General features: G+C 37.2%; 28 protein-coding genes. 7 read left to right on the top strand and 21 right to left on the bottom strand.

The annotated features are described in order from the left end of the window. Positions 1-51: 51 nt before the first annotated feature. Complete coding sequence (locus OK414_RS11815; protein WP_013083122.1) at positions 52-645, top strand: exonuclease domain-containing protein; 594 nt, start codon at positions 52-54, stop codon at positions 643-645. A gap of 233 nt (positions 646-878) precedes the next feature. On the opposite strand, the gene OK414_RS11810 is transcribed toward OK414_RS11815, so the two are convergent. The 4 genes from OK414_RS11810 to OK414_RS11795 all read right to left on the bottom strand — a co-directional run bounded on the left by OK414_RS11810 (position 879) and on the right by OK414_RS11795 (position 4104). Beyond that, positions 879-1046 carry a Fur-regulated basic protein FbpA gene (locus OK414_RS11810; RefSeq protein ID WP_013057013.1) on the bottom strand — a complete coding sequence of 56 codons (168 nt, stop codon included), beginning with the start codon at positions 1044-1046 and terminating at the stop codon, positions 879-881. 232 nt (positions 1047-1278) lie between these two features. Further along, the gene (locus OK414_RS11805; RefSeq protein ID WP_016764077.1) at positions 1279-2772 is read right to left on the bottom strand and encodes a sodium:solute symporter family protein; all 1494 of its coding nucleotides are present in this window, start codon (positions 2770-2772) and stop codon (positions 1279-1281) included. Then, positions 2772-2969 carry a DUF3311 domain-containing protein gene (locus tag OK414_RS11800; protein WP_013083119.1) on the bottom strand — a complete coding sequence of 66 codons (198 nt, stop codon included), beginning with the start codon at positions 2967-2969 and terminating at the stop codon, positions 2772-2774. The genes OK414_RS11805 and OK414_RS11800 overlap by 1 nt, the downstream gene beginning before the upstream one ends. Before the next feature lie 286 nt (positions 2970-3255). Then, on the bottom strand, positions 3256-4104 hold the full coding sequence (locus OK414_RS11795; protein WP_034652150.1) for an STAS domain-containing protein: 849 nt from the start codon (positions 4102-4104) through the stop codon (positions 3256-3258). Positions 4105-4338: 234 nt separating this feature from the next. On the opposite strand from OK414_RS11795, the gene OK414_RS11790 reads away from it, so the two are divergent. Next, complete coding sequence (locus OK414_RS11790; RefSeq protein ID WP_013083117.1) at positions 4339-4845, top strand: PCYCGC motif-containing (lipo)protein; 507 nt, start codon at positions 4339-4341, stop codon at positions 4843-4845. A 150-nt stretch (positions 4846-4995) separates the two neighbouring features. Here OK414_RS11790 and OK414_RS11785 read toward each other — a convergent pair whose 3' ends face one another. Both OK414_RS11785 and OK414_RS11780 read right to left on the bottom strand, forming a co-directional pair. Then, complete coding sequence (locus OK414_RS11785) at positions 4996-5973, bottom strand: ring-cleaving dioxygenase (RefSeq protein ID WP_016764075.1); 978 nt, start codon at positions 5971-5973, stop codon at positions 4996-4998. Positions 5974-6219: 246 nt separating this feature from the next. After that, positions 6220-6780 (bottom strand): maltose acetyltransferase domain-containing protein, encoded by a 561-nt coding sequence (locus tag OK414_RS11780; RefSeq protein WP_034652154.1) that lies wholly within the window; start codon positions 6778-6780, stop codon positions 6220-6222. Positions 6781-7014: 234 nt separating this feature from the next. Between OK414_RS11780 and OK414_RS11775 the strand changes: the two genes are divergently transcribed. Together OK414_RS11775 and OK414_RS11770 are read left to right on the top strand one after the other, a co-directional pair. After that, the gene (locus OK414_RS11775; protein WP_047932077.1) at positions 7015-7371 is read left to right on the top strand and encodes a hypothetical protein; all 357 of its coding nucleotides are present in this window, start codon (positions 7015-7017) and stop codon (positions 7369-7371) included. Between the two features lie 7 nt (positions 7372-7378). After that, positions 7379-7891 (top strand): PIN domain-containing protein, encoded by a 513-nt coding sequence (locus OK414_RS11770; RefSeq protein WP_013083113.1) that lies wholly within the window; start codon positions 7379-7381, stop codon positions 7889-7891. A 62-nt stretch (positions 7892-7953) separates the two neighbouring features. Here the strand turns inward: OK414_RS11770 and OK414_RS11765 are convergent, their stop codons facing one another. The 6 genes from OK414_RS11765 to OK414_RS11740 all read right to left on the bottom strand — a co-directional run bounded on the left by OK414_RS11765 (position 7954) and on the right by OK414_RS11740 (position 12621). After that, positions 7954-8238, bottom strand: coding sequence for a hypothetical protein (locus OK414_RS11765; protein ID WP_216875982.1), 285 nt, complete (start codon positions 8236-8238; stop codon positions 7954-7956). 44 nt (positions 8239-8282) lie between these two features. After that, on the bottom strand, positions 8283-9176 hold the full coding sequence (locus tag OK414_RS11760; protein ID WP_034652164.1) for a helix-turn-helix domain-containing protein: 894 nt from the start codon (positions 9174-9176) through the stop codon (positions 8283-8285). Between the two features lie 148 nt (positions 9177-9324). Further along, positions 9325-10014: a hypothetical protein gene (locus OK414_RS11755; protein ID WP_263045629.1), complete on the bottom strand. Its 690-nt coding sequence runs from the start codon at positions 10012-10014 to the stop codon at positions 9325-9327. Between the two features lie 40 nt (positions 10015-10054). Then, positions 10055-10207: a hypothetical protein gene (locus OK414_RS11750; protein ID WP_160309923.1), complete on the bottom strand. Its 153-nt coding sequence runs from the start codon at positions 10205-10207 to the stop codon at positions 10055-10057. A gap of 531 nt (positions 10208-10738) precedes the next feature. Beyond that, positions 10739-10996: a hypothetical protein gene (locus OK414_RS11745; protein ID WP_263045628.1), complete on the bottom strand. Its 258-nt coding sequence runs from the start codon at positions 10994-10996 to the stop codon at positions 10739-10741. Positions 10997-11688: 692 nt separating this feature from the next. Continuing rightward, the gene (locus tag OK414_RS11740) at positions 11689-12621 is read right to left on the bottom strand and encodes an alpha/beta hydrolase (protein WP_034652173.1); all 933 of its coding nucleotides are present in this window, start codon (positions 12619-12621) and stop codon (positions 11689-11691) included. A gap of 194 nt (positions 12622-12815) precedes the next feature. Here OK414_RS11740 and OK414_RS11735 point away from each other — a divergent pair, with 194 nt between their 5' ends. Continuing rightward, positions 12816-13091, top strand: a complete 276-nt coding sequence (locus OK414_RS11735; protein ID WP_025752355.1) for a hypothetical protein — start codon at positions 12816-12818, stop codon at positions 13089-13091. Between the two features lie 33 nt (positions 13092-13124). Here OK414_RS11735 and OK414_RS11730 read toward each other — a convergent pair whose 3' ends face one another. The 3 genes from OK414_RS11730 to OK414_RS11720 all read right to left on the bottom strand — a co-directional run bounded on the left by OK414_RS11730 (position 13125) and on the right by OK414_RS11720 (position 15354). Next, on the bottom strand, positions 13125-13973 hold the full coding sequence (locus OK414_RS11730; protein ID WP_016764059.1) for a YihY/virulence factor BrkB family protein: 849 nt from the start codon (positions 13971-13973) through the stop codon (positions 13125-13127). Between the two features lie 189 nt (positions 13974-14162). Next, a complete protein-coding gene (locus OK414_RS11725; protein WP_013056997.1) occupies positions 14163-14366 on the bottom strand; it encodes an alpha/beta-type small acid-soluble spore protein in 204 nt (67 codons plus the stop codon). Positions 14367-14493: 127 nt separating this feature from the next. Next, a complete protein-coding gene (locus OK414_RS11720) occupies positions 14494-15354 on the bottom strand; it encodes a dimethylarginine dimethylaminohydrolase family protein (RefSeq protein WP_095379702.1) in 861 nt (286 codons plus the stop codon). 207 nt (positions 15355-15561) lie between these two features. Here OK414_RS11720 and OK414_RS11715 point away from each other — a divergent pair, with 207 nt between their 5' ends. After that, the gene (locus OK414_RS11715) at positions 15562-17733 is read left to right on the top strand and encodes an MMPL family transporter (protein ID WP_263045627.1); all 2172 of its coding nucleotides are present in this window, start codon (positions 15562-15564) and stop codon (positions 17731-17733) included. 45 nt (positions 17734-17778) lie between these two features. Here OK414_RS11715 and OK414_RS11710 read toward each other — a convergent pair whose 3' ends face one another. Next, positions 17779-18078, bottom strand: a complete 300-nt coding sequence (locus tag OK414_RS11710; protein WP_013056994.1) for a YxcD family protein — start codon at positions 18076-18078, stop codon at positions 17779-17781. Continuing rightward, positions 18066-18521 (bottom strand): hypothetical protein, encoded by a 456-nt coding sequence (locus OK414_RS11705; protein WP_033578944.1) that lies wholly within the window; start codon positions 18519-18521, stop codon positions 18066-18068. Before OK414_RS11705 ends, OK414_RS11710 begins: the two co-directional genes overlap by 13 nt. A 576-nt stretch (positions 18522-19097) precedes the next feature. Here OK414_RS11705 and OK414_RS11700 point away from each other — a divergent pair. After that, the gene (locus OK414_RS11700) at positions 19098-19703 is read left to right on the top strand and encodes an RraA family protein (protein WP_016764056.1); all 606 of its coding nucleotides are present in this window, start codon (positions 19098-19100) and stop codon (positions 19701-19703) included. Positions 19704-19725: 22 nt separating this feature from the next. Here OK414_RS11700 and OK414_RS11695 read toward each other — a convergent pair whose 3' ends face one another. From OK414_RS11695 to proB, 4 genes are all read right to left on the bottom strand, one after another. After that, on the bottom strand, positions 19726-20088 hold the full coding sequence (locus tag OK414_RS11695) for a VOC family protein (RefSeq protein ID WP_016764055.1): 363 nt from the start codon (positions 20086-20088) through the stop codon (positions 19726-19728). Positions 20089-20126: 38 nt separating this feature from the next. Next, a complete protein-coding gene (locus OK414_RS11690; RefSeq protein WP_013056990.1) occupies positions 20127-20324 on the bottom strand; it encodes a cold-shock protein in 198 nt (65 codons plus the stop codon). A gap of 358 nt (positions 20325-20682) precedes the next feature. Further along, positions 20683-21945 (bottom strand): glutamate-5-semialdehyde dehydrogenase, encoded by a 1263-nt coding sequence (locus OK414_RS11685; protein ID WP_043982391.1) that lies wholly within the window; start codon positions 21943-21945, stop codon positions 20683-20685. A 114-nt stretch (positions 21946-22059) separates the two neighbouring features. Next, positions 22060-23166 carry a glutamate 5-kinase gene (gene proB / locus OK414_RS11680; protein WP_013083096.1) on the bottom strand — a complete coding sequence of 369 codons (1107 nt, stop codon included), beginning with the start codon at positions 23164-23166 and terminating at the stop codon, positions 22060-22062. Positions 23167-23181: the final 15 nt, after the last annotated feature.

The raw sequence follows: 23181 nt of genomic DNA, 5'->3' as shown, positions 1-23181 counted from the left end.
TTAAAAAATGATAAGCTAATAGAATGATAAATAGAAAGGGAGGGCGACGAGTTGTCAACTGAACAAGTGAAACTAGCAGCCGTTTTAGATGTTGAAACAACGGGATTAAGTGCGCAAACATGCGATATTATCGAACTAGCAATCGCTGTTGTTTCTTATGATTCTTCTACCGGAGAAATAATCGACATTGTAGAAGAATATGAAGAATTTAATATGCCTTCAACTCCCATTTTCCCGTACATTACAAACTTAACGGGAATTACAAATGAGATGGTTAAAAATAAAACATTAGACGATAAAAAAGTGGAATCGCTGTTAACTAGCGTTTCGGCTATCATCGCTCATAATGCTTCTTTTGATCGCAGTTTTCTTTTAAAACGGTATCCATCTTTATCTAATCAAAAATGGCACTGCTCTATGCGTGCTGTCAAATGGAAAGAGTACGGCTTTCCTAATAAAAAACTAACAACGCTTCTTGATCATCATAATATTGAGAGAGAGCACGCTCACAGAGCTATGGATGACGTGAAAGGAACCATTGACTTGCTAAGACAGCAAAATCCTAGCGGAGAGCCTTATTTTTCTGAAGTACTAAAAAAAGCAATGAGCAAACCTAAAAAAACAGCGGCTTCCACTCGTTTTTAACGCATCAAAAAAAGCGCAGCTTCTGCGCTTTTTTGTTTTTATTCGCCTATTTCTTAAGTGTTGAGTTATATGTTTGAGGAGTACGCTTGGAAATAGCGAGGCTGTAAACGCACCAGAAGAAAAAGAAAAGTGCCTGCTTTCAAACAAAAAGCCGCGGAGGAACAAACTGAACAGCTGGTATTTACACACATATACGAAATCAGCTGAATTTCTAATAATCTGGAAGATTTTAATTATACTTCTCTTATTTTTTGGTTTTGAAGATCGTGATGCGTTTGTTCTAGTTCACTTAAATTCAATTCGTACAAATGTCTCCCGTCTTCTGCTTTAAAGTAACCCGATTCAATAATTTGATTCATTAAAAGATCTTTCTTTTGCTCAAATGCTTTTTCAGATGTCATGTTATCATCTCCTTTTTTAGGTAAATATCTTTCATAGAAAAGACGTACACCGCTTGTGGCATACGTCTTGTTGCTTTTCACACTTGTTACCTATGTTTAAGTTTAAAAACAACACAATCGTTACATTTTATCGAGAAGGCTGCTTATGTCTTGCAGCCATATTGAACATTTTGATGATGCACTACTTTTATACCCTTCATGATGTTCTTAAAACGCAATTGGAAAAAGATTTTCACAAAATTTGTTTTCCATCTACTGCCCCGCTTTCAAAATGCGGCTGTGCGGCGATTTTTTTCGTTGCTAAACTGACCACCATTAATACAACTAAATTAATAAATAAAGAAATAACGCCGACATTTGTATCTTTAATAATTTGTGGCAACGCAGGAAACAACGTGCCAAGCGTTGTTTCAGTAATCGTTATATACATCACAGACGCAATGCCGGCAACAATACCTGCACATGCCCCGTATTTAGTCACGATATTGTTTTTCATTAAACTAAAAATAAAAGCAGGAAACAGCTGCGTCACAATGCTGTAGCCCATTAGTAAAAGCGTTACAATCGTATTTCCTCCATGAAGTGTAAAATAGACTGAAACAAGCGCAATGACCGGTACGAAACATTTAGCCAGTATCGAAATTTGTTTGCCCGTCGCTGAGGGAACAAGAACGCCATAAACGTTTTTAGATAGTGACGTAGAAGCTGCCATCAAAAGCATTGATCCAGGCACAAGTGCTGTTAATAAACCAGCTGCGCCAATAAAGCCGACAATCCACGGGTCAAATGTTTGAATGGAAAGACGAAGCAGTGACAAGTCCGCTTCTGCGCCTTGTAGTCCAGGTACCTGCATAAGAGCAGTAAACCCTACAAAAAAGACAAAAAGCAGCATTAACGTATAAATAGGACTTATAATAGAATTCTTTCGAAATACATTCTCGTTTTCAGCTGAATACGTTGCATTAAACGTATGCGGCCACATGTAAAATCCTAATACGGTCAGCATGACTGTAGAAATAAACCACGAAATACTTAGACCTGTCTTGGGAAGAGTAAGAAACGTTGGATTTGCTTGATGCACAGCCTCAAACATCGGCTGTAAGCCTCCGTAGTAATGGAACGGCATATATATTCCTAAAAATAAGACGACAATAAAAATCATAATATCTTTAACAATGGCCGTCCACGCGGAACCATGTATGCCTGATATCATTAAGTAAACCGTTAATGATATGGCTCCAATCCAAATGGCTGCGGTTGAAGAGATAGAGCCATAAGAAGCTTCAGATACAATAATACCTAAGCCTTTGAACTGTAAAATAATATAAGGAACAATTGCCAGCACCCCTGCGCATGAAACAACGATGCCTAGAAACGGGCTGTTGTATTTTGAAACAAAAAAATCCGGCTGAGACATGAGCTTATGCTGCTTCGCATATCGCCATATTTGCGGGCCAATCCAATATCCTAACACGTACGCTAAAGAAATATAGGCTAAAATATAAAACGCTGGCCCTCCTTTTCCATATGCCCAAGCGCTTCCTCCTAGAAACGTAAAAGTAGTATAGATTTCACCCGCCATCAAAAAGAAGACAAAAACAGTTCCAAAACCTCTGCCGCCTACGCTCCACTGTTCTAAATCCATTTTTTTGCCCCGCGTAGCTCGAATTCCAAGATAAATAGCTAAAAGTAAAAAACCAAAAATAATAATCAGAGCGGTATTCATTATTTATCTCCTCCTTTAACAGCAGGATCGAGCTTGTACACAATACCCATAATAAAAGACGTAAGAATTACCCACATAACAATCCAAAAGAGAAAAAAAGGCATCCCTAAAATAAACGGCGTTACTTTGTTAACAAAAGGCAATAAACCTAATATTCCTACAAACGGAAGTAAGCAAAGAAGATAAATTATTTTCATAGAACTCCTCCTTAATCACACTGCTTATCAGTACTTATCTAACACTTTAACTATCTCATTATGTACTTCTCTTATTCTTCTCTTTACACCTCCATTCTTGAGCTAAACGAGACGTTTGGCATAGAAAACCGCCGTTTATTTGTTCCTTAGTATCTTCCATTTGTCCCCATATGAAAAGGAGTTTGTAAGGCATGCTTACAAGATTTTGAATGCAGCAGAATATAGACAAACAAAAAGAAACGGAACTGGAGAGCAAAGGTCTCAGTTCCGTTTCGATTTAGCATTTCTATACTTTATTCTTTACACCAAGCGAAGAGAGAGCTTGGTGTAAATGTCCAAACGTTTCAATTTTATTAAAACTAATTCCTACATTAACAGCCGTCTGAGCCATGTCAGGACTCACTCCTGACATAATCGCATGGATGCCTAGCAGCTGCAAAATGTTAATCAAATCAAAAAACTTGTGAGCGACATACGTATCTACATAATTTACACCCGATAAGTCAATGACTAGATGCCTTATATGTTTTTCTGCACACTTTTTTGGAACAACCTCGATAATAGAATCACCTTTGATTTCATCAATAAGCCCTACTAAAGGCAAGACCGCGATGTGATCTACAATTGGAATGACAGGAAAACTCGTTTCGTCGATTAGCTCTTGCTGAAGACTTATTTTTTGCCTTGTGATTTTATAATACTGTTCGGAGAATTCATTAATGAGTTTATCAAATGTTGTATGATAAACTTCGCTCCAAGACAGTATATCTTCTTTTGTAATAGATGAATGTATCAGACTATATGTTTTGACATACGTCCAAATAATTTTTCTTGTTTTGCTTAGCGCTTCTACTACCTCGTAAATCGGCGTATCAAATTTAATTCTACTGTTTACTACTTCCGTCGTCCATTTCACCATACGTTGTTTAAAAATCTTTTGATCGTCAAGAAAGCCGCTCGCAATTGTTTCAATCGTATAAAGATGCTGCTCACGTAGCTTTTTCTCAACTGAAGAATCTGCGTCCTTTGAGTAAATCGATCCTTTAATATTACTTCTTTGGCGCAGCCATTCTTCACTGATAGAGGCTGAATTTTCTAAAATATATTCAAAAAGACGTTGATTTTGTTCACTCACTACTGTTTAACCTCCGTTCACTTTCTCCTTCTGTCCAATTACTTACAAAACGCACCTTATGATAAATTCATGCTTCATATTTTTTCCTCGTCCATCTCTATCATACACGATAACCGCTCTGCATACTTATAGAGAATTAGATATAAACAAGCAGGTATTTAATTATCTACATAGATAAACTGCCGTGTATGATGCAACTATCATTTATTTTCACATGAAAGGATGTTAATTATATTGAAAAAATCAATTATTTTGTTGGGGATTCTCGCTACAAGTATTGGATTATCCGCTTGTTCAAACAATACAACAACTTCTTCTGCCACAAACTCTTCTGCACATTCAGGTCATGAACATCACAAAGCTGCAGTTGCTGATATTCGCGAAGAGACTCCGGGAGCAGATGTTTTGCCACAGTTTTTGAAGAATCAGCCTAAAGATATGAAACTAGTTTATCTATCCGTTGCTAAAAATCGTGAACTACTTGAAAAAATCCCTTGCTACTGCGGATGTGGCATGGAAGCGAATCACAAAAACAGCTATGACTGCTTTATTTTTAAAAATAAAAGAAACGGAGCAGTTGTCTGGGATGATCATGGAACAAAGTGCGGATTGTGTATAGAAATTGCAGCTAAAGCTATGCTCGACTATAACCGAGGCAAATCAATAAAAGATATCCGCAAAGACATCGATGAAAAATATAAAGAAGGCTATGCACAACCCACTCCTACTCCTTCCTTGTAGAGCATTGGCAGTTTTTAAGCAAACATTCGCGACAGGTATATATAAAAGTAGAAAATATCAAAAACACGTTCTTTTTTAGCGTTTTGAAAGCTTGTTCATCTTTGAAACAGCAAAAAACACTCAAATAGCTATTTGAGTGTTTTTTGTGTACTATTCTTTCACAAACTCTTTTGTACTTCTTACTGTATCAATCGGACGCACGAGCTTCTCAATTTCTGCACGTTTTGGCTCTAAAAACGGAGGCAGTGATAATTTTTCTCCAAGCGTTTCGTAAGGTTCATCTCCCATAAATCCTGGTCCATCTGTCGCAAATTCAAATAAAATTTGCGGAGCCACTCTTGCATACAACGATTCAAAGAAGTGACGATTCACATAACCAGACGTATGGAAACCGAAGCTTGGCATTCGATTAATCCACTCTTCAAGAGCTTGTCGATTTTCTACGCGAAAAGCAACGTGATGAACAGTTCCAAAACCTTGCTGAGCCTGCGGAAGTTTTTCATTGTGTTCTACTACTACTTGCGCACCGTTTCCTCCTTCTCCTACTTCGAATAGGTGAAGATCTCCTTCTTGAGCAATCTCTTTAAATAAAAGGACTTTTTCCATCATTTCTTTAAAGTAATTAAACTCGGCAATACGAATAAAGATAGGACCGAGTCCCGTAATAGCGTATTGAAGAGGGACAGGGCCTTTTTGCCAAGGAGTGCCTGATTCAACTCCTTGATTTCCTTCATCGGAAATTAACTGATACTGCTGATCATCAAAATCAACAAACGAAAGCGTCTTTTTCCCAAATAGCTCTTGAATCCCCGTATGATTTACTTCTAAGCGATCAAAGCGCTTTACCCAATAGTCTAAAGCCGCATCATTTGGAACGCGGAAAGATGTTTTTGAAATTTCATTTGTTCCGTGAAAACCTTTTGGAATACCTGGAAAATCAAAAAAAGTCATGTCCGTTCCGGCGCTGCCTTTATCATCTGCAAAAAACAAATGATACGTTTGAATATCATCTTGATTGACCGTTTTTTTAACTAAGCGCATGCCTAACACATATGTGAAAAATTCATAATTCTTTTCTGCACTGCTTGTAATAGCCGTTACGTGGTGTATTCCTTTTAAGTGGTTCATTCTACATTCCTCCGGATAAATCGTCTAGTTTATCATTCGTCATTTATCTTTAATTTGGATATCTTTAATTAAAGATAATATACCATGATTAATTTTCCTTTGTCAATAAAGTATGGATGATCTCGGAAGGAAATATGTATATTTTTACATTTAACCAAAACATTATAAATGAGGACGAGCCAAATCGGCAATAAAACATCGTATAAACAAAGAGCTTTTACAATTCAAAAGCTCTTTGTTTATTCTTTAATTTTCAATATGCTTGATTATAACTGCAGGATTGCCTCCGACTACCACGTTATCAGGAACATTTTTTGTCACAACGGTACCGGAAGCAATTACCGCATTGTTGCCTATTTTCACTCCAGGATTAATAACGGCTCTTCCCCCAATCCAGACGTTATTTCCTATTTCTACGCGTTTTCCAAACTCAGCTCCTGAAATTCTTTCAAGAGCATGCAAAGGATGAGTTGCTGTATAGATATGTACACCTGGTGCAAGAAAACAATTATCTCCTATTCTTATTTCACATACATCTAAAAGTACGCAATCAAAGTTAGCATAAAAATTTTCTCCAACATGAATGTTAGAACCGTAGTCACAGCGGAAAGTAGGCTCTATGCAAAGAGAATTTCCCGTAGACCCAAACAGTTCTTTTAATAAGTTTGTACGTCTTTCTTCTTCCCTTTCTGTTGTTTGGTTATAAAGCCTTGTTAATCTTCGAGCGTTTTCACGTTCTTTTATTAATTGCGGATCAGCGGAAAGGTATAATTCTCCATCCAGCATTTTTTGTTTTTCTGTTTTCATTTTGTATCCCCTTTTTGTAGTTCCTTCTCTAACCGATACTGATTTATTCTCTTACACGATATCATGTTTTTAAACCTTTGTCCGCTATTCGCTGAGATTATCACCCCCCAGGCAAACATTAGTTAATTTAATAACTCCCGGAAGCTAATTTTTTAATCTTTTTATATAAAAGGAATAGTAAGAGAAAACTTCATCACATATACTATATAAATTTATAAAAAAGGCAGGGATATCATGAAAGCACAGCGCTTGGTAGATGACCAAAAAGGAACATACAGCAAGGAAGTTCAGAAGCACTTTAACCTAAAAATAAATGGGAAAATTTATACGCAACCCTCGCCGCAATTACCTCCCTCAACCCCTATGCAGAAGAAAAATCTTAAATACAAACCTCAAAATAAAGTTCTACGCACGTACGATAAAAAAGATAAAACATTAAATGACACACAAGAAAAGCTCATAAAATCTGCAAAAACTAGATTAACTAAATATGAAAAGCTTCTATTAAGCAATCAGCTTTCAGAATCTGCGGCTCTTTACTCACCTTTTGGGTTAGAAGAGCTGGTACGAATGGCTAGTAGAGAGGAGTGAACGATTTGTGTTGGATGAAAAAGTAATCATTGATACAAACATTTGGGCTTCACATGCGCTTAATTATCCAGAAGTTGTGGAATATATTAATGAACTAATTTCAAATAATGCGGAATTTTTAATGCCTACCGTTGTAGAAATGGAACTTCTGTCGCATTGGGAAGTAGAAACAAATCCTCAAGTCAAAGCAGTAAAAAATCATTATATTTACGATATGACAGATAAGATTGTAGACGTTACAAGTGAAATTGCACAGCTAGCAGCTCAAATTCGCCGAAAAGCTAAAATAGAATCCAATAAAAAAATTAAAGGCCCAGATGCGATGATTGCCGCATCTGCTTTTATACATAATGCAAAACTGATTTCCAACAATAATAAAGATTTTGCTTGGATTACATTTAATTTCAGCTACCGAGGTCAACCATTATCTTATGTAAACCCTATTAAAGATACGATTGCTTACGCTTCTTTTATTAAAAGCTTTGAACATCCCACCCTTCCTGATGCTGATAACTTATAAGAAAACGAGAAGGAAAGCTAATTTGTTTTTATTTTCAAAATACTCCTTGTCTCCCGCCTTTTTCAAATTAAAAGTTTGATGAGTACATACTCCAATTCTTTCTGTAATGAATACAGTAAAAAGCATAAAAACTTAGGCGGTGAAAAGAGTGAATTATCAATATTACCCGGAACAACCTTTAGAAGAGTATCAATATGGCTATGATTATTATTCAAATCCTCATGAAACTGACGAAAGATTCCCTTATGGTTATTATCCATATCCTCGCCCTCGGCCATTTTATCCTTACCCTTATCCTCGTCCCATTTATTACCACCCTCCTTACTTTTACCCTCGCCCTCGGCCATTTTACCCACACCCAGTGTATTGGAGATAAAAAAAAGAAGAGCGTTCAGCTCTTCTTTTTTGTTTCTTGATATTTAGACATCTCCTCTTGAATAATGGTCACAAACGCTTCATTTTGTTCAATTTCAAAAACGGTAATAGCTTTTTCTAGGTAGGCTATTCCTTGTTTAAGCTCACCAAGCTGACAGAGTGCTTCTCCAATTTGATAGTGCAGTTCTCCTAATAAATAAAGCGTCTCATGCTGAATACACAGCTCTAGTCCTGCTTGTGCATATTTAATCGACTTTTCATAACGTTCCATTTGCAAAAGCGCACGCGATAATCCATATAAAATTCGAATTTTGACAAGAGGATCTTTTAATTTAGGAAGCAAAGCAATATGCTGCAACCCTTCCATAAACGTACTGAACGCTTTTTTTAAATGACCTTCTTCTTCATAAATAATGGCAATACTATTTAAAATAGCAATCTCTTTTTCTGAATAAAACTGTTCGCTCGTACGCGTAAACGCAATGGCTTTTTCCAATTTACGAAGCGCTTGTTCAAACTTATTTCCAATATAATAATCACATATGGCTTCGTGCCATAGGAAAAATTGTGCGTGAAAAGGATCTTGAAACATAGGATTATCTTTTTCTTTGTTCACCATATGTAACACGGTTTCATAATCGCGTTTTCGTATATAATGCCTAATGGTCGATTTAATTTCTTTTGAATAATCGTTGGGCGTTAGCTCTCCTGCTTCAAAGAAATAATTCATCGGAACCCCTAAGCGTTTCGATAAATGATAGAGAACTTCACTGCTTGCATGAATTTCACCTTGTTCAAATCGATGTAGCTCTTCTTCTGTACAAATTCCTTCTGATAACTCGACAGTTGTCATTTCCGCAATCTTTCGCAGATCCTGAATCAGCTGACCTACTTGTTTTTTATCATTCAAAAAATCACCTTACTTAATGTCGTCAATAAACTCTGTGAAAACAACGTTCCATTATGTTTTTATAAGTCTATTGTACCATTTAGGTGGTTTTTTTATCAATAGAAATAAGAAAATAATTCCAAAGGAAATTCTTGAAATTATAATTAAATTATTTCAAACAACCTCCAGCTTCTTCTTTAGTCATATCCCCTCTTTGTACAGCAGTCATAACTTGATCGCAATAGTATGATGTTTGACTATATCCTTCTTCATCAATTTCTTTTTGAATCTGTTCCTTTGCTTCATCGGAGAAATTAGCATCTTGTTCAGCAATGATTTGAGCTTCATATGCTTCTTGTTCTGCCTGTTCTTTAGCTAATCTTTCTTCTTCTTCCTTATTCAGTTCCTCCTCAATCTCAGCCTCTTCAGCCCATGTTTCAGCTTGATTTGCTTCATAATTATCGATTGTTTCTTGACTAACTGGAGATTCCGCTTCCTTCTTTTTCTCTGCTTGTTGAGCTGATACACGTTGTTCTTCGGCAATCTTTTGTTGTCTTTGTTGTTCGGCTATTTCTACTTGTTGTTTAGCTTCCGCTTCCTCTTTTGCTTTTTGTTCTGCTAATTCCTTAGCCTTCCTTTCTTCTTCAACTTTTGTAGCGTACGCACGTAAATCTTTCTGTTCATCTTGAATTTGTATAGATGCAGATTTCTTATTTAATTCTATTTCATTAGTCTTTTTTTCTGGCTTTACAGCAGTTTCTTTCTTAGAAGTCTCAGCGTTCTTCTCTTCCCCTTGGTCACATGCTCCCATAGTTAAACTCAAAGACAACAAAATGCTACCAACTAACAACTTTTTCACAGCATTCTCCCCTTAACTTTTCTCTGTATGGAGTGTTGCACTAAACAGATAAACTGATTTGACTAACTAATTTTTCTAAGTCCTTGATTAATTCATTAGGGGTAACTATATTGTTCATTACGTCATTACATATCTTTAGAAGCTCAAGTTTAACTTCTATGCTAATTTCCTCAGGTTTTAATTGTTCTTTCACAACACACAGCCCCCTTAATGAGTAAATAATATCATGAAAAAGGTTATTTTTTTTATCTATTCAATTATTTCCCTTCTCAATTTTTCGATAATTTTCTTTTTGAATCATTCCCATTCTCTGCATTTTCTTCCCTATAATTAATGTAATCCATCAATATACTTTCTATAACTTTTAATAATTCTTTTACTTGCTTTTCTGTAAATAAGCATTCTCTAATAGATTCTCTTATCTTCTTAATCTTGGTATACTTCTTACCATCTACACCAAAGTGAACCTTATGGTGCTGTGTTTTACGATCACTCTATAAGTTACCTATAGAGAAACGTTTACTCCAATCCTCTTTCACTTCTATAAGGTGATAGGCTCTTTCAACAGGAGTACACCTGCCTTCTATAAGCTAATTGACAACATTCCTCTGTGTTACATATCTTAAATGGCTTTTTAGGCATGTTGTTTAGCCACCTTTTTTACCCTTTATTATTTAGCGCATATTTTAATTTGCATACTATAGATATAATAAAAAGCCACTCATCAGAGTGACTTAGCATTAGATTTATTCTTTACTTCTTCAGGTACATAATCTAAAAGTGTGGATATTATCATATTAAAATGCCATGGAGTAAGGTTATTTCCAGCACTTTCTTTTAATTCATTTCGTAGCTTTTCACCCCATACAGGATATCTGTCATTACTTTTTGCTTCTTCTAACATATGATCTACTACATTTATTACTTTATAATACTCATTTTCTTTTGCACTGATATAATAATCTTTTTGTTTATAATCCATAACTCCACCTCCTTTTAGTTACTTATTATTTTCCCTTCATTAACCAAATCAAACTTGTTAACTACCTAAAATAAAAAGTCGACCCTATGATCGACTTTCTCGACTGAATTAAATATCATCGCTTTCAGTCGCTTTAAATACTGCTTTAATTTTGTACGTATCTTTTATTTCTTACCTTTTACGGCAGTAACCCTTGTAATCAGTTCAATAATAACTCCTGAAACTGAATGGTATTGCAGGTCCTGAAATAGGCGTCTGCCCCCCACTCAAAAATTTTGGAGCTTTCGCAGGATACCCTAACGGATAATTTCCCCACCAGCTGTCAACTTCACCACTAGAATTCAGTACATATCCAGTAGGACGTCCAAAAGAAGGCATGAAATAAGGGTAGAAAGCATAGTTAAAAGGAGTATAAAAATTAGAATAGAACATTTAATCACCTACTTTGTTTCAACTTGTAAAAAACCTTCATTAAGATATGAAATCTTTTCTTTTATTGTGAAGCATCATTCTCAATAACTTCTATAACATTGTCTTTATTTATAACATTGAAATAACTTTAAAAGAGATAATAGGCTATTTTTTTGAAACTCTTTTTAACCTTTTCTCCCTTCAAATACAGAAAAAACAGCACATCCATGTGCTGCTTCCCCCAAGTTCATATAATTTATAACACTATATATCTTTGCAACTTAAATAGAATCAAATACTTGACGCAGTTGAGCTGCGCTTTTATTGATCGCCTGCTGAGCGAGTGGGACAAATTCATGAAACCCTAAAAATCCGTGAATCATCGTTTCATAATTTTCATAGGTGACGGGAACACCGTGATTTTTTAATGCGTCCGCGTAGTCTTTTCCGCTATCTCTTAGAGGATCATACTGTGCTGTAATAATGGTAGCGCTCGGTAGACTCGATAAATCTTCTAGTAATACCGGAGCGTTATAGGGATGCTGTTCTTCTTCTTTATTGTTTAAGTAGTGAAGACGAAACCAATCCATAAGATCTTTTGAAAGAAAATATCCTTCTCCATTTTCTTTCATAGAGGCAGGGTGCTGATTTTTAAATCCTACAGATGGATAAATAAGCAGCTGATGAACAATAGACGGACCCTGTCTTTCTTTTGCTAAAATGCTTACAACCGCAGCAAGGTTGCCACCGGCACTGTCGCCACCGACGGCAATTTTATTTGAATTGATATTTAATTGAGACGCATGAGCTGAAATCCAATCCAGGGCGTCATAGGCATCGTTTACTGCAGCGGGAAATTTATCTTCGGGAGCAAGACGGTAATCAACAGACACTACAATACAGTTTGCTTCATTTGCATACGACCTGCATATAGAGTCATGAGTATCCAGGCTTCCTAATACCCAGCCTCCTCCGTGGTAGTAAACAAGAGCGGGAAATGGCCCTGTTCCTTCAGGTTCATACACTCGTATAGTGAGCATACGTTCATTTAATTCAATTTCTTCATTATATACTTTTTTAACTACTTCTTTAGAAGGAGTTAAGGACATCTTTTCCATTTCCCTCAGCTGCGGGGGTGTAACGTCCTCTAAAGCAGGACGGGGCATTTCATTATATTGATTTAGAAATATTTGAATATGCGGATCTAACGGCATTCTTCTTCTCTCTCCTTTCAAGGTAACTCTATATGTAATGATGAATGAAATTTCAGAAAAAATCCAATATATTGTCTTCTCGGCAGGCTTTTGTTTGTTTTGATTAAAAATGGGTATAACAATTAAATAAAGAGGATGATATTCGTATATATTTTATTCTCACCTATATAAATACGTACAAAGGAGGCACACCGATGATTATTGTTTATATAAGCTTAGCTGTTGTTTTGGCATCACTTGCGTATCTTATTTACGCAGGCGTATCATTTAATAAAAAAATCAAGCCAACTGTGAACTCTGTAAATGCCACTTCTCAACATCTTCAAAACGAAACTGATCATATCAAAGAAAAAACAAATCATTTAAAAGTAACACAAGCAGCGATTAAAACCGATGTACAGTACAAAAAAGATTCGGTCAAATATACAGCCAACTCATTTAAACAGCTTGTGAATAGCTTTAAACGTTAAAAAAGGAAACCTCTATAAAGGTTTCCTTTTTTATTACATCGCCTGAGACGTATCTTTAGGAGGCGCAGCCGTTTTGTTTCGGTGATAAATAGCGTTAATCTCTCCTCCAATAACGAGAATTAACCCCGTTAAAAATAGCCAAAGCATCAGAACAATCACGCCTCCTAAGCTTCCATAAGTAGCAGAATAATTGCCAAAGTTGCTTACGTAAAATGAGAACCCTAAAGATGTCAGCTGCCATAACAGCGTAGCAGCGAGCGCTCCGGGCCATACATGGGCAAAAGGAAACGTTTTGTTTGGGGCTAATCTGTATAATACGGATAAAACAAGTACCATAATGCCGACACCGATAATCCAGCGCAGAATATTTAAAACCACTGTTGTACCTGAAGGAAGAGAAAACCATTCGCTTATCCAATTTAACAAAACCCCTCCGAACACTGGTAAAAGAAGGGATACAACAATTGTTACGATCAATCCAATTGTTAAAAGAATGGACAAGCCTCTTACTTTAATAAACGAGCGCTGTTCTTTCACGTCGTAGGCTTGGTTCATTGCACGGATAAAGGCGTTCATACCGTTTGAAGCAGACCAAATGGTTCCTAAAATCCCTACAGTCAGTAACCCGCCGTTTGGTTGGCTTATAAATTGAGCTACGTTATCTTTAAAGATTGCAGCCGTTTCTCCAGGCATAACGCTTTGAAGGACATCGATTGCCTCTTCCGGTTTAATAGATAGATACGGAACAATCGATATCAGTAAAATAAGCATAGGGAATAATGATAGCATATAATAATAGGCTTGCTCAGCCGCTAGTCCCGTTGCTTGGTCTTCTTGAATTTCTTTACCAAGACTTTTTCCAAATGATAATAGCTTTTTCATGATAAACCTCTACTTTCTCTTTTTTTTGTTCTTTTCCCATTTTATGCACTTTTCAACCTTGAAAGTGGAGAATTTCAAGCAAAATCTCAAATCAAATGATCAAGAGAAAGTAGAATGATGTTTCCTACACAAAAAAGTTCCAGCTCAAAAGAGCCAGAACTTTTCATCAGAGTGTTTATGTAGAGCAGACTAGCGAATGTGTCCTTGTGCACCACTTAATTGCTGTTGTGCCATTGCAACAAGATGCTTCGTCATTTCTCCACCAACAGAACCATTTGCACGAGCTGTTTGCTCAGCGCCAAGCTGAACGTTAAGTCTTCCCGCGATTTCCGTTTTTAGCTGATCAAGAAGCTGTTCAGCACCTTGAACTAAAATAGGATTACGATTTGCCATGTTTATCACTCCTTTCCTTCAACAGCTTATATAGGTTAATGTTCCTTTCACTTGAAATTTTATACAACCTCTCTCAAAAAAAAGATCCCTGGCTATCGCCGAGATCTTTTTTTCTTTTTAAGCTTTTTTACACTCGTTCAAGAGGCATTGTGCAGCAGCGGAAAGAACCGCCCGACTTAATAATTTCAGATATATCAACTTCAATCACTTTATAGCCTCGTTTCCTTAACTCTTCATTCACTTCTGTATTCATTGGCAGGCTGATCACCCGCTGATTACCGATGGATAATACATTGGTTCCCATCGTAAACTGCTCTTCTTTTGTTACTTCAATTAAGTCATATTTCATGCGAAGTAAATTTAATTCTTTCTCATGTAAAGCGGGTGAAAATACGAGCGCTTCTGTAGGTGATAAAATATTTAACACACAATCAAGATGCAGATAAGACCGATCAATAGGAATCGGAACAACCTCATAGGCTGGAAGCAGCTCTTGGATATGCTCCACACCTTCTTTACTTGTACGGTCGCTGAGCGCAATAAAAATAGCTTGTCCATCAATCAGCACATCTCCTCCTTCAATAGGATGGTCCGATACCTGATGGAAAGGAATATCTTGCTGCTGCAGCCAATCGGCTAGCACTTGTTCTTCTCCACTTCGAATCTCGCTGCCCATTTTCGTGACAATAACGGTGTCTCCGAGCGTATAGCCAATATCCCGCGTAAATACTTGTTCTGGAAATGGCTCTTGTGCAGATAGCCCGATGACTTCCACTCCTTCTTTTTGAAGGCATTCAACAAATTGACGGTGCTGCTTTGAAGCCAAGCTCTCATCAATATTTTCATCCGCATAGTGCTTTTGTGTTTCATTAATAATTTCTTCAATTTTCATATATGTAGGTGGGCAAACGACCACACGTTTTAATGTATCATACTCATTTTTACACCCATAACTATTCGTCATTTTAGCTGGCTGTTTCATTTGCATCTTTTTTAATCCCCCTTCGTGCATTTATGTACAGTGTTCCCTAAATCTCCTGAAACATAAACACGATTTTACTGAGGAAGCACCCCTGCGCATCTATCTAAAAAGCTTTTTCAGGCAAGAAAAACAAAAAAACACAATACTTCTTCTAATTACAATAACTGTTAGTATAAAATAGTCTAGTAACTGTACAAAAAATTGGAGGTTAATATGAATAGAGTAGCGAACGCATTATATGCGAGCAGGAAAATTTTATTAGTACTATGGATAATCCTAATTATCGGATTTGGCTTTTATGCGGCTAAGCTTCCTTCTGTGCTGGGAGGAAACGGATTTGAAATGAAAGGAATGTATAAAGATACCGAGCAGCTTTTAGTTGATAAATTTGACGTTAGCGAAGCTCAGATCATCGTTTTGTTTGAAAAAAAAGACGGAGTTTCTGACTCGAAATTCCAGCAAACGATCGCTCAGTATATGCAAAAAGCAAAGGAAAAATCAGACGCGTCGAAAGTCGACATACCAACGGCTTCTAACAAGATGATAAAAGGAAGCACAGCGTATGGAATTATTCACTTTAATCACGATGATGGCACGATGGATAAACGAGTGGAAAAGATCAGAACTCTTTCAGCTGAAGAAAAAGAGATGAGTGTAAAATTAACCGGTGGTCCTATTATTGAAAAAGATATGAATACAGCAAGCCAAGCTGATTTAGCAAAAGCGGAAGCCATTGGTATTCCTGTTGCTTTAGTTGTGCTTCTTCTAGCTTTTGGCGGCGTGGTAGCCGCTGCAATCCCTCTTATGATAGGAATTGTAACCGTCGTTACCACCATGGGCGTTGTCTATTTCTTCCATCCGTACACAGAGCTGTCCATCTTTATTTTAAATGTGATTCCAATGATTGGATTAGCTCTTAGTATTGACTTTGCCCTTTTATTTATTAATCGCTTTAAAGAAGAAATTGAAACAAAATCGGTAGAACAAGCAATCAAAATTACCATTCAAACAGCGGGACGCTCGGTCATCTTCTCAGGATTATGCGTATTTATTGGATTAGCGGGAATGCTGTTTATTCAAGTGGATATTTTCCGAAACGTCGCTCTTGGAGGAATGGCTGTTGTTTTTATTGCTGTGTTTTCAGCTCTTACGCTTCTTCCTTCCATACTGGCTATATTAGGTACACGTATTAATCGTTTACGCATCTTAAAAGTCAGCGAACAAGGCGGTCAGTCTAGGTGGCGTTCATTCGCTACATTTGTCATGAAAAAGCCTGTAACTATGACGATTGTTTCTCTTATCATTCTATTAGTAGCACTTATTCCCGTTCGAGACATGCATCTAGAAATACCGTCTTCAGAAGCGCTGCCAACAAAATACGAGTCTCGTCAAGCTTTTGACACGTATAACAATACGTTTATAAATAAAAACACCGCAGACGTTTATTTTGTACTAGAAGCTAAGCAAGATATGCTGAATGAAAAGCCTTTAACAAATGCCTTTACTTTTATAAAACAATTAAAAGAAGATTCGTTAGTTAAGCAAGTCGATTCTATTTCTACCGCTTTAAACGTAAAATCAAGTGATCAGCTTCAAGCTATGCTGGAAAACCCGCAGATAAGTGCACAGACAAAGCCAGCTGTAGATTCGTTCATTAACGGACATTATATGCTCATAAAAGCTACGCTAGATACAGACCAAAATTCAGATCAAGCGAAAGATTTTGTTCGAAAATGGAAAGACAAACGTTCACCTTTCACCGTTCATATTGGCGGCTATCCAAAATTTGAACAAGAAATATTCGATGAAATTTATGAGAAAGCTCCATATGGTTTGGCTCTTGTTTTATTTTCAACGTATGTCATTTTAATGATTGCTTTTCGTTCTGTCCTCATTCCTTTAAAGGCTATCATTATGAATATTTTAAGCTTAACAGCTACGTTTGGTTTACTTGTATGGCTGTTTCAAAATGGACAATTAGGTCTTACCGAATCTAATATTGCTTTAGTGCTGCCGGTCTTTGTTTTCGGCCTTGTATTTGGGCTTAGCATGGACTACGAAGTCTTTTTAATTTCGCGCATTCACGAAGTGTATCATCAAACCCGCGATAATAATGTGGCAACGGTAGAAGGCCTAGCTTCCACTAGTAAAATCATTACGAGTGCTGCTTTAATTATGATTGTAATTACAGGGGCCTTTGCTTTTACAGACGTAACGCCTGTTAAACAAATGGGTGTAGGAATTGCTTTAGCTATATTTATCGATGCAACGATTGTCAGAATGCTTCTTGTTCCTTCTCTTATGAAATTGCTTGGAGATGCCAACTGGTGGTTTTTCACTAAAAAACGCGATAAGTCCAGTTCCAACGAACAGTTAAAATCATAATAAAAAAACCCGCTCACTTGAGCGGGTTTTGCATTGAAGACTTCTTTATCGACTTAATTTTGCAAAAGCGATAATGCCTTCTTCATCGTCTAATTCCAGTTCTAGTCCTGCTGCGTATGGGTCTACGTTCATTTCCGTATCCAGCCAAAAGCGCAGGGCTTCAATAATGTTCAAAGTAATATGAACCTGCTTACGATCATGCACGTATGACTCTGCTGAAAAACCATAGTCATCATCATACATTAGCTCAATCTCTACTTCTTGAGGCTGAACTTGTTTCTTTTCTGCAATATATAGGCACATTGCATTAATAATATCTTGTTCAGAAATTTTTATTGTCTCCAAGATTTCACTTCCTCATTTTTACGCTTGTTGCTACGTACGCTTTGGAATAACTTTACTACAAGAAGAATTAAAGCTACAATTACAAGCATGTTTACCATAAAGCCTAAAATTGGGCCTAATGGTCCTAAGCTAGATAGCAAGCTTCCAAATAATAAGCCCGCAATTCCTCCCATTAAAAGACCTTTCATTAAGCCGCCGCGTTTTGAGCCAGCAGCTGTACTTTTAGATGATGAGTTTTTAGACGTATTGTTTTGCTTAACCGAATTACTGTTATTGTTTTTAAATAAGCTTGATTGGTTATTGCTTCCGCTGTCAAAAGAGCGCTTTCCTGATTTATACCCTTTTGCGCTTGCTACGTTTGAACCGTCATGAATAAGTGATCCACCGACTGGTGAAAACACAACCGCTAATGCGATAAATGCGGCCAATAATTTTTTTACCATTGTTTTCCCTCCACTAAATGACTAACGTCACATATGTTTTTCATATATGATTTCCATATATGTTCCTACGTTTCATCATACCAAAAGGTTTCACTTTTTTATATAAAAATGCATCAAGCTCCATCAAATGTTCACAGGATTAAACATTTGCACGTATTTCGTGCTTATATAACATCATTTAGATATAAATCAAAGACATTCATAAAACTAACAAAGGTCCTTCATCTTCATTAAATACGGCTTATTTTACACTTTCCTAAAAATATTATCTAAAGTAACTTTTTTAGAGTTCTTTGGTTTTTTCCCTTCTTTAATAATGTCTTTATAGGCTACCTTCGCCTTTATTACTAATTAAAGGATATACGCGCTTATATGACGAATACCCTACGAGAAACAGCGCCTCAAAGATATAATACAATGCATTAAAAATTGGCTCTGAAATATTCTAGTGCTGTACGTTTGCAGTTAATTAATTGACGGTCAATGCTTAACGTTATCTACTTTCCCTTTCATAAATAAGAGCTTTCTCTTATATGAATATGTATAGATAAACTAAAGTTAAAAAGGAGAGATACGATGTTGAATGAACAGCTCCCATTATCAACAGCAAATTTATCAGATGCAATGGAAGGTACAAACCACTTAGACTTTTCTATTAAGCCATTACAGCGTCATTACAAACTATTTGGACCGGCTCTTACTGTAGATACTCCTGCTGGCAATAATTACTCAGTGCTTGAAGCGATTCGACTAGCGGAGCCCGGAAGCGTGCTCGTCATTGATGGAAAAAGCTACTGTAACCGTGCCTTAGCAGGAGATTTCGTAGTAGCCATGGCGAAGCTTGTTGGAATAAGCGGTATTGTACTAGATGGTGTTATACGAGATCAGGAAGACATTGAAAAACTCAATTTCCCCGTATTTTGTAAGGGCTCTACGATCGCAGCAAGCAGCAAAAAAGAAAAAGGAATCGTAAATGAAACCATTTCCTGCGGGGGCGTAAAAATTCATCCTGGCGATTTTATTGCAGGTGACGACGGTGGAGTCATTGTCATTCCCAAGGAGGAAGCCGAAGAAGTATTAGCAAAAGCACGGGAAAAGTGGCAAAAAGATAAAGACAGAGAAAATGAAGTATTAGTTAGCAAAGAAACGGTATATACGTATTTAGATAACGCCCTAAAATAAAAGACCTCCGCTTGGAGGTCTTTTATTTGTCATATTGTAAAAATTCTAATCGATTTCCGAACGGGTCATGGACAAAAAAACGCTCTCTCCCTGCAATAGGCTCTTCTTCAGAAAGAACGCAGCCCTCGTGTGCCAACTTACGTCTAAGCGTCTTAATATCTTCCACGACAAAAGCTGGATGTGCTTTTTTAGCAGGTATGTAGTCATCTTGAATACTGATATGCACTTCTTGAGTTCCACATTGAAACCATATGCCGCCTCTGTGCCTTAAATTTTCCGGCTTAAGAACAGTTTTCATTCCTAAAAGATTTTCATAAAAATTTCTTGCTTCTTGCTCGCACCCTTCTGGACCAAGAAGCTGAACATGATCAATTCCTAGAAACATCCCCAAACCCCTTTCAAAAAACGTCTTCCTAAAAGTTATTAATCAATGACTCTAGGATTATGAATAACCTGCAGTTCTTTTACAGCTTGCTTCATTTCGCTTTTACAAATTGGACAAGTTGGCTGATCTCCGCTTTTAAAGTTATCTCGAACCCAGCAATTACACGTATCTGATGTACATTCCCAAACTTTTGTTTCTTCAATAACAGCCGGCTCTAAATTTTTACGATTATACATACACATCGTCTCCTTTAAACAGTACTTTTTAAGTGGATAATAAATGAAGATTAACTTAGCGTGTAAATGTGGTAAATGGTGCAAGATAAAGTGATACTATACATCCGTAAATCAATCTTTGAGGAATACATACGGCGTCTTGAAAGACTAAAATAAAAATGAAGTTATAACAAAGCAGATAGCAGTTGCTTTTCTTAAAACAACGGGATAGTCTGAAAAGAACAAAAATGAAGATCACAAAAACTATATATTTTACTATTATAACAGAGTTTATAATTTTTTACAAATCAGCTTCCATTTACTTGTTTTACTTTTCATAAAAAAAAGCGAGCACATGATTAGGCTCGCTTTTCATTTCTTATCGAGTTTGTCCGTTTCCACTCATAATATATTTAATTGTCGTAAGCGCAGGAAGTCCCATTGGACCGCGTGCATGAAGCTTTTGAGTTGAGATCCCAATTTCAGCTCCAAATCCTAGAGCTCCTCCGTCAGTAAAACGCGTAGATGCATTATGATACAGTGCGGCTGCATCCACTAAAGACATGAAGCGTGAAACGGCTTGTTCATCTTCTGAAATGATGGCTTCAGAGTGTTTTGTTCCATATGTTTCGATGTGGTCAATCGCTTCATCCACACTCTCTACTACTTTCATCGCGATCGCTAAGCGCAAATACTCTTCAGCCCAGTCTTTTTCAGCCGCTGGTTTTGCTCCAGGAATTTCACCTACTGTCGCTTTGTCACCATATACTTCAATATTATGATCGTTGAATGCTTGAATCAATTCATCTTTATGAGAATCGAGCCAGTTCTTGTGTACAAGAACCGTTTCTGCTGCGTTACACACCGCTGGTCGATCTGTTTTTGCATTAATCAAAATCGGAATGGCCTTCTTAACGTCAGCTTGTTCATCGATGTAGATATGGCAGTTTCCGACTCCTGTTTCTAACACCGGAACCGTTGCGTTATTGACGACCGCTTGAATCAATGAAGCCCCTCCGCGCGGAATTAGAACGTCAATATGCTCTTTCATTGTAAATAATTCTTGCGTAGCCGCACGATCTGTACTTGAAATAAACTGTACCGCTTCTTTAGGGATTGGCGTTTCATCAAGAGCTTTATGAATAATGTCCACGATAGCTTGGTTAGATGAAATAGCTGAAGAACCGCCTTTTAACACAATGGCATTTCCAGATTTCAACGCTAGCCCTGTTGCATCTACCGTTACGTTTGGACGTGCTTCATAAATCATTCCGATAACACCAAGAGGCACGCGTACTTGCTTTACATCTAGACCATTATCCAATGTCCAGCTTGATAAAATATCTCCTGTTGGATCATCTAACTCAGCAACCTCACGAAGGCCGTTGGCAAATTCTTTTACACGTTCCGCTGAAAGAGCAAGACGGTCCATCAGTGCTTCATCAAAACCTTTTTCTTTCCCGTTTTTTAAGTCTACTTCATTTGCTTTTAAAATATACTCCGTGTTGCTTTCAAGTGTAGAAGCAATCGTTAACAGTGCATCATTTTTTTGTTCTGTTGTTAGTAAACTTAATTGCTTAGCTGCTTTTTTTGCTGAAATAGCTTGTTCTTCTACTGAATACTTTTCATTTGTTTGTAACACCAAATCACTCCTGGATTCGTTTTAGTTTTGTTTGATTTTAAAGTGTGAGGCATAAGAGGTAAATGCAATCATGCAAAGAAAAGGAAGGGCTCCTTTTCTTTACAGCATGTTTGCTTACAAACCGACCGGTACTGGAATTTCTAAGTGACACACTAGACCTTCGCTGTCTACGATCGGTTGATCAATTGGCTCATTCAGTGCAAGTTCATCAGATGAATAATTTGTCACGCCAAGAGCCAGCTCATTTTCGTCTTTATCTAGAATACGTACAACTGCTCGTTCACTAAAGTGGCCTTTAATATATTTAACGTGCTCGCGAAGTAAAGGCTCTTTATCTTCAATAATTGCACATTTCGCGGCATCTTCGACTACTATTTCCCCTTCAGGACCAGAGTTAAACGCAATCCACTGCTTTTTCTGATTAAGGTTCGCAGAATCATCTTCAGATTCAAAATACGTTCCTGTTGCATCTCCGTCAACCGCTTGTGTTAAGATATTTGGCACGCCGGCTCTTCCTAAAAATGCTGGAATTCCTGACGCCATAGCGATTTTGAACGCGTCAATTTTCGAGCGCATACCGCCTGTTCCAACTGAACTTCCTGAATCTCCTGCAGATTCTTCGATGTCTTGCGTGATTTCCCCTACGTGAGGAACTAATTTTGCATTTGGATCCTGGCGAGGGTCCGCACTGTATAAGCCATCGATATCCGATAAAATAATAAGCAGGTCGGAATCCACTAGTCCAGCAACTTTAGCTGAAAGTGTATCATTATCGCCAAATTTTAATCGATTGATGGTTACCGTGTCGTTTTCATTGACAATTGGCACAATGCCGCGTTCTAACAGCACGTTAATTGTATTTCGTGCATTGTTGTAACGATTTTCGTCTGAAAAATCGTCTCTCGTAATTAAGATTTGAGAAGCAACGTATCCATGTGATAGAAACAGTTCTGAATAAGCCTCCATTAACAGTCCTTGACCGATTGAGGCAGCTGCTTGTTTTTCAGGTAAAGAGCTAGGTCGCTCTAAGCAGCCAAGCTTGCGGTACCCTGCAGCTACAGCTCCTGATGAAACTAATAGTACTTCATGACCGCTATCTTTTAAGTCTACGACTTGGTCCACAAGGCGCTCGAGCTTCCGTCTGCTGATTTCACCATGTGAACTTGTTAATGAACTACTTCCAATTTTAATTACAACCCGCTTCTTATTGTCGGGACTCATCAAATCACTCCTAGT

The organism is Priestia sp. JV24, from assembly GCF_025910025.1.
Classification (GTDB): Bacteria; Bacillota; Bacilli; order Bacillales; family Bacillaceae_H; genus Priestia; species Priestia megaterium.
Note: the sequence above shows the minus strand (reverse complement) of the source record. Positions and strands in the feature narration are given on the sequence as shown.

Coding starts and splice junctions, on each gene's coding strand:
- OK414_RS11765 (WP_216875982.1), bottom strand. CDS start 8,238: ATGGCCGAGGGCGAGGGTAAAAGTAAGGAGGGTGGTAATAAATGGGAC.
- OK414_RS11780 (WP_034652154.1), bottom strand. CDS start 6,780: ATGAAAACAGAAAAACAAAAAATGCTGGATGGAGAATTATACCTTTCC.
- OK414_RS11800 (WP_013083119.1), bottom strand. CDS start 2,969: ATGAAAATAATTTATCTTCTTTGCTTACTTCCGTTTGTAGGAATATTA.
- OK414_RS11705 (WP_033578944.1), bottom strand. CDS start 18,521: ATGGTAAAAAAATTATTGGCCGCATTTATCGCATTAGCGGTTGTGTTT.
- OK414_RS11745 (WP_263045628.1), bottom strand. CDS start 10,996: ATGGATTATAAACAAAAAGATTATTATATCAGTGCAAAAGAAAATGAG.
- OK414_RS11725 (WP_013056997.1), bottom strand. CDS start 14,366: ATGGCAAATCGTAATCCTATTTTAGTTCAAGGTGCTGAACAGCTTCTT.
- OK414_RS11730 (WP_016764059.1), bottom strand. CDS start 13,973: ATGAAAAAGCTATTATCATTTGGAAAAAGTCTTGGTAAAGAAATTCAA.
- OK414_RS11740 (WP_034652173.1), bottom strand. CDS start 12,621: ATGCCGTTAGATCCGCATATTCAAATATTTCTAAATCAATATAATGAA.
- OK414_RS11690 (WP_013056990.1), bottom strand. CDS start 20,324: ATGTATAATCGTAAAAATTTAGAGCCGGCTGTTATTGAAGAAACAAAA.
- OK414_RS11775 (WP_047932077.1), top strand. CDS start 7,015: ATGAAAGCACAGCGCTTGGTAGATGACCAAAAAGGAACATACAGCAAG.
- OK414_RS11720 (WP_095379702.1), bottom strand. CDS start 15,354: ATGCAAATGAAACAGCCAGCTAAAATGACGAATAGTTATGGGTGTAAA.
- OK414_RS11805 (WP_016764077.1), bottom strand. CDS start 2,772: ATGAATACCGCTCTGATTATTATTTTTGGTTTTTTACTTTTAGCTATT.
- OK414_RS11810 (WP_013057013.1), bottom strand. CDS start 1,046: ATGACATCTGAAAAAGCATTTGAGCAAAAGAAAGATCTTTTAATGAAT.
- OK414_RS11715 (WP_263045627.1), top strand. CDS start 15,562: ATGAATAGAGTAGCGAACGCATTATATGCGAGCAGGAAAATTTTATTA.
- OK414_RS11695 (WP_016764055.1), bottom strand. CDS start 20,088: ATGTTTCTAGGAATTGATCATGTTCAGCTTCTTGGTCCAGAAGGGTGC.
- proB (WP_013083096.1), bottom strand. CDS start 23,166: ATGAGTCCCGACAATAAGAAGCGGGTTGTAATTAAAATTGGAAGTAGT.
- OK414_RS11735 (WP_025752355.1), top strand. CDS start 12,816: ATGATTATTGTTTATATAAGCTTAGCTGTTGTTTTGGCATCACTTGCG.
- OK414_RS11700 (WP_016764056.1), top strand. CDS start 19,098: ATGTTGAATGAACAGCTCCCATTATCAACAGCAAATTTATCAGATGCA.
- OK414_RS11785 (WP_016764075.1), bottom strand. CDS start 5,973: ATGAACCACTTAAAAGGAATACACCACGTAACGGCTATTACAAGCAGT.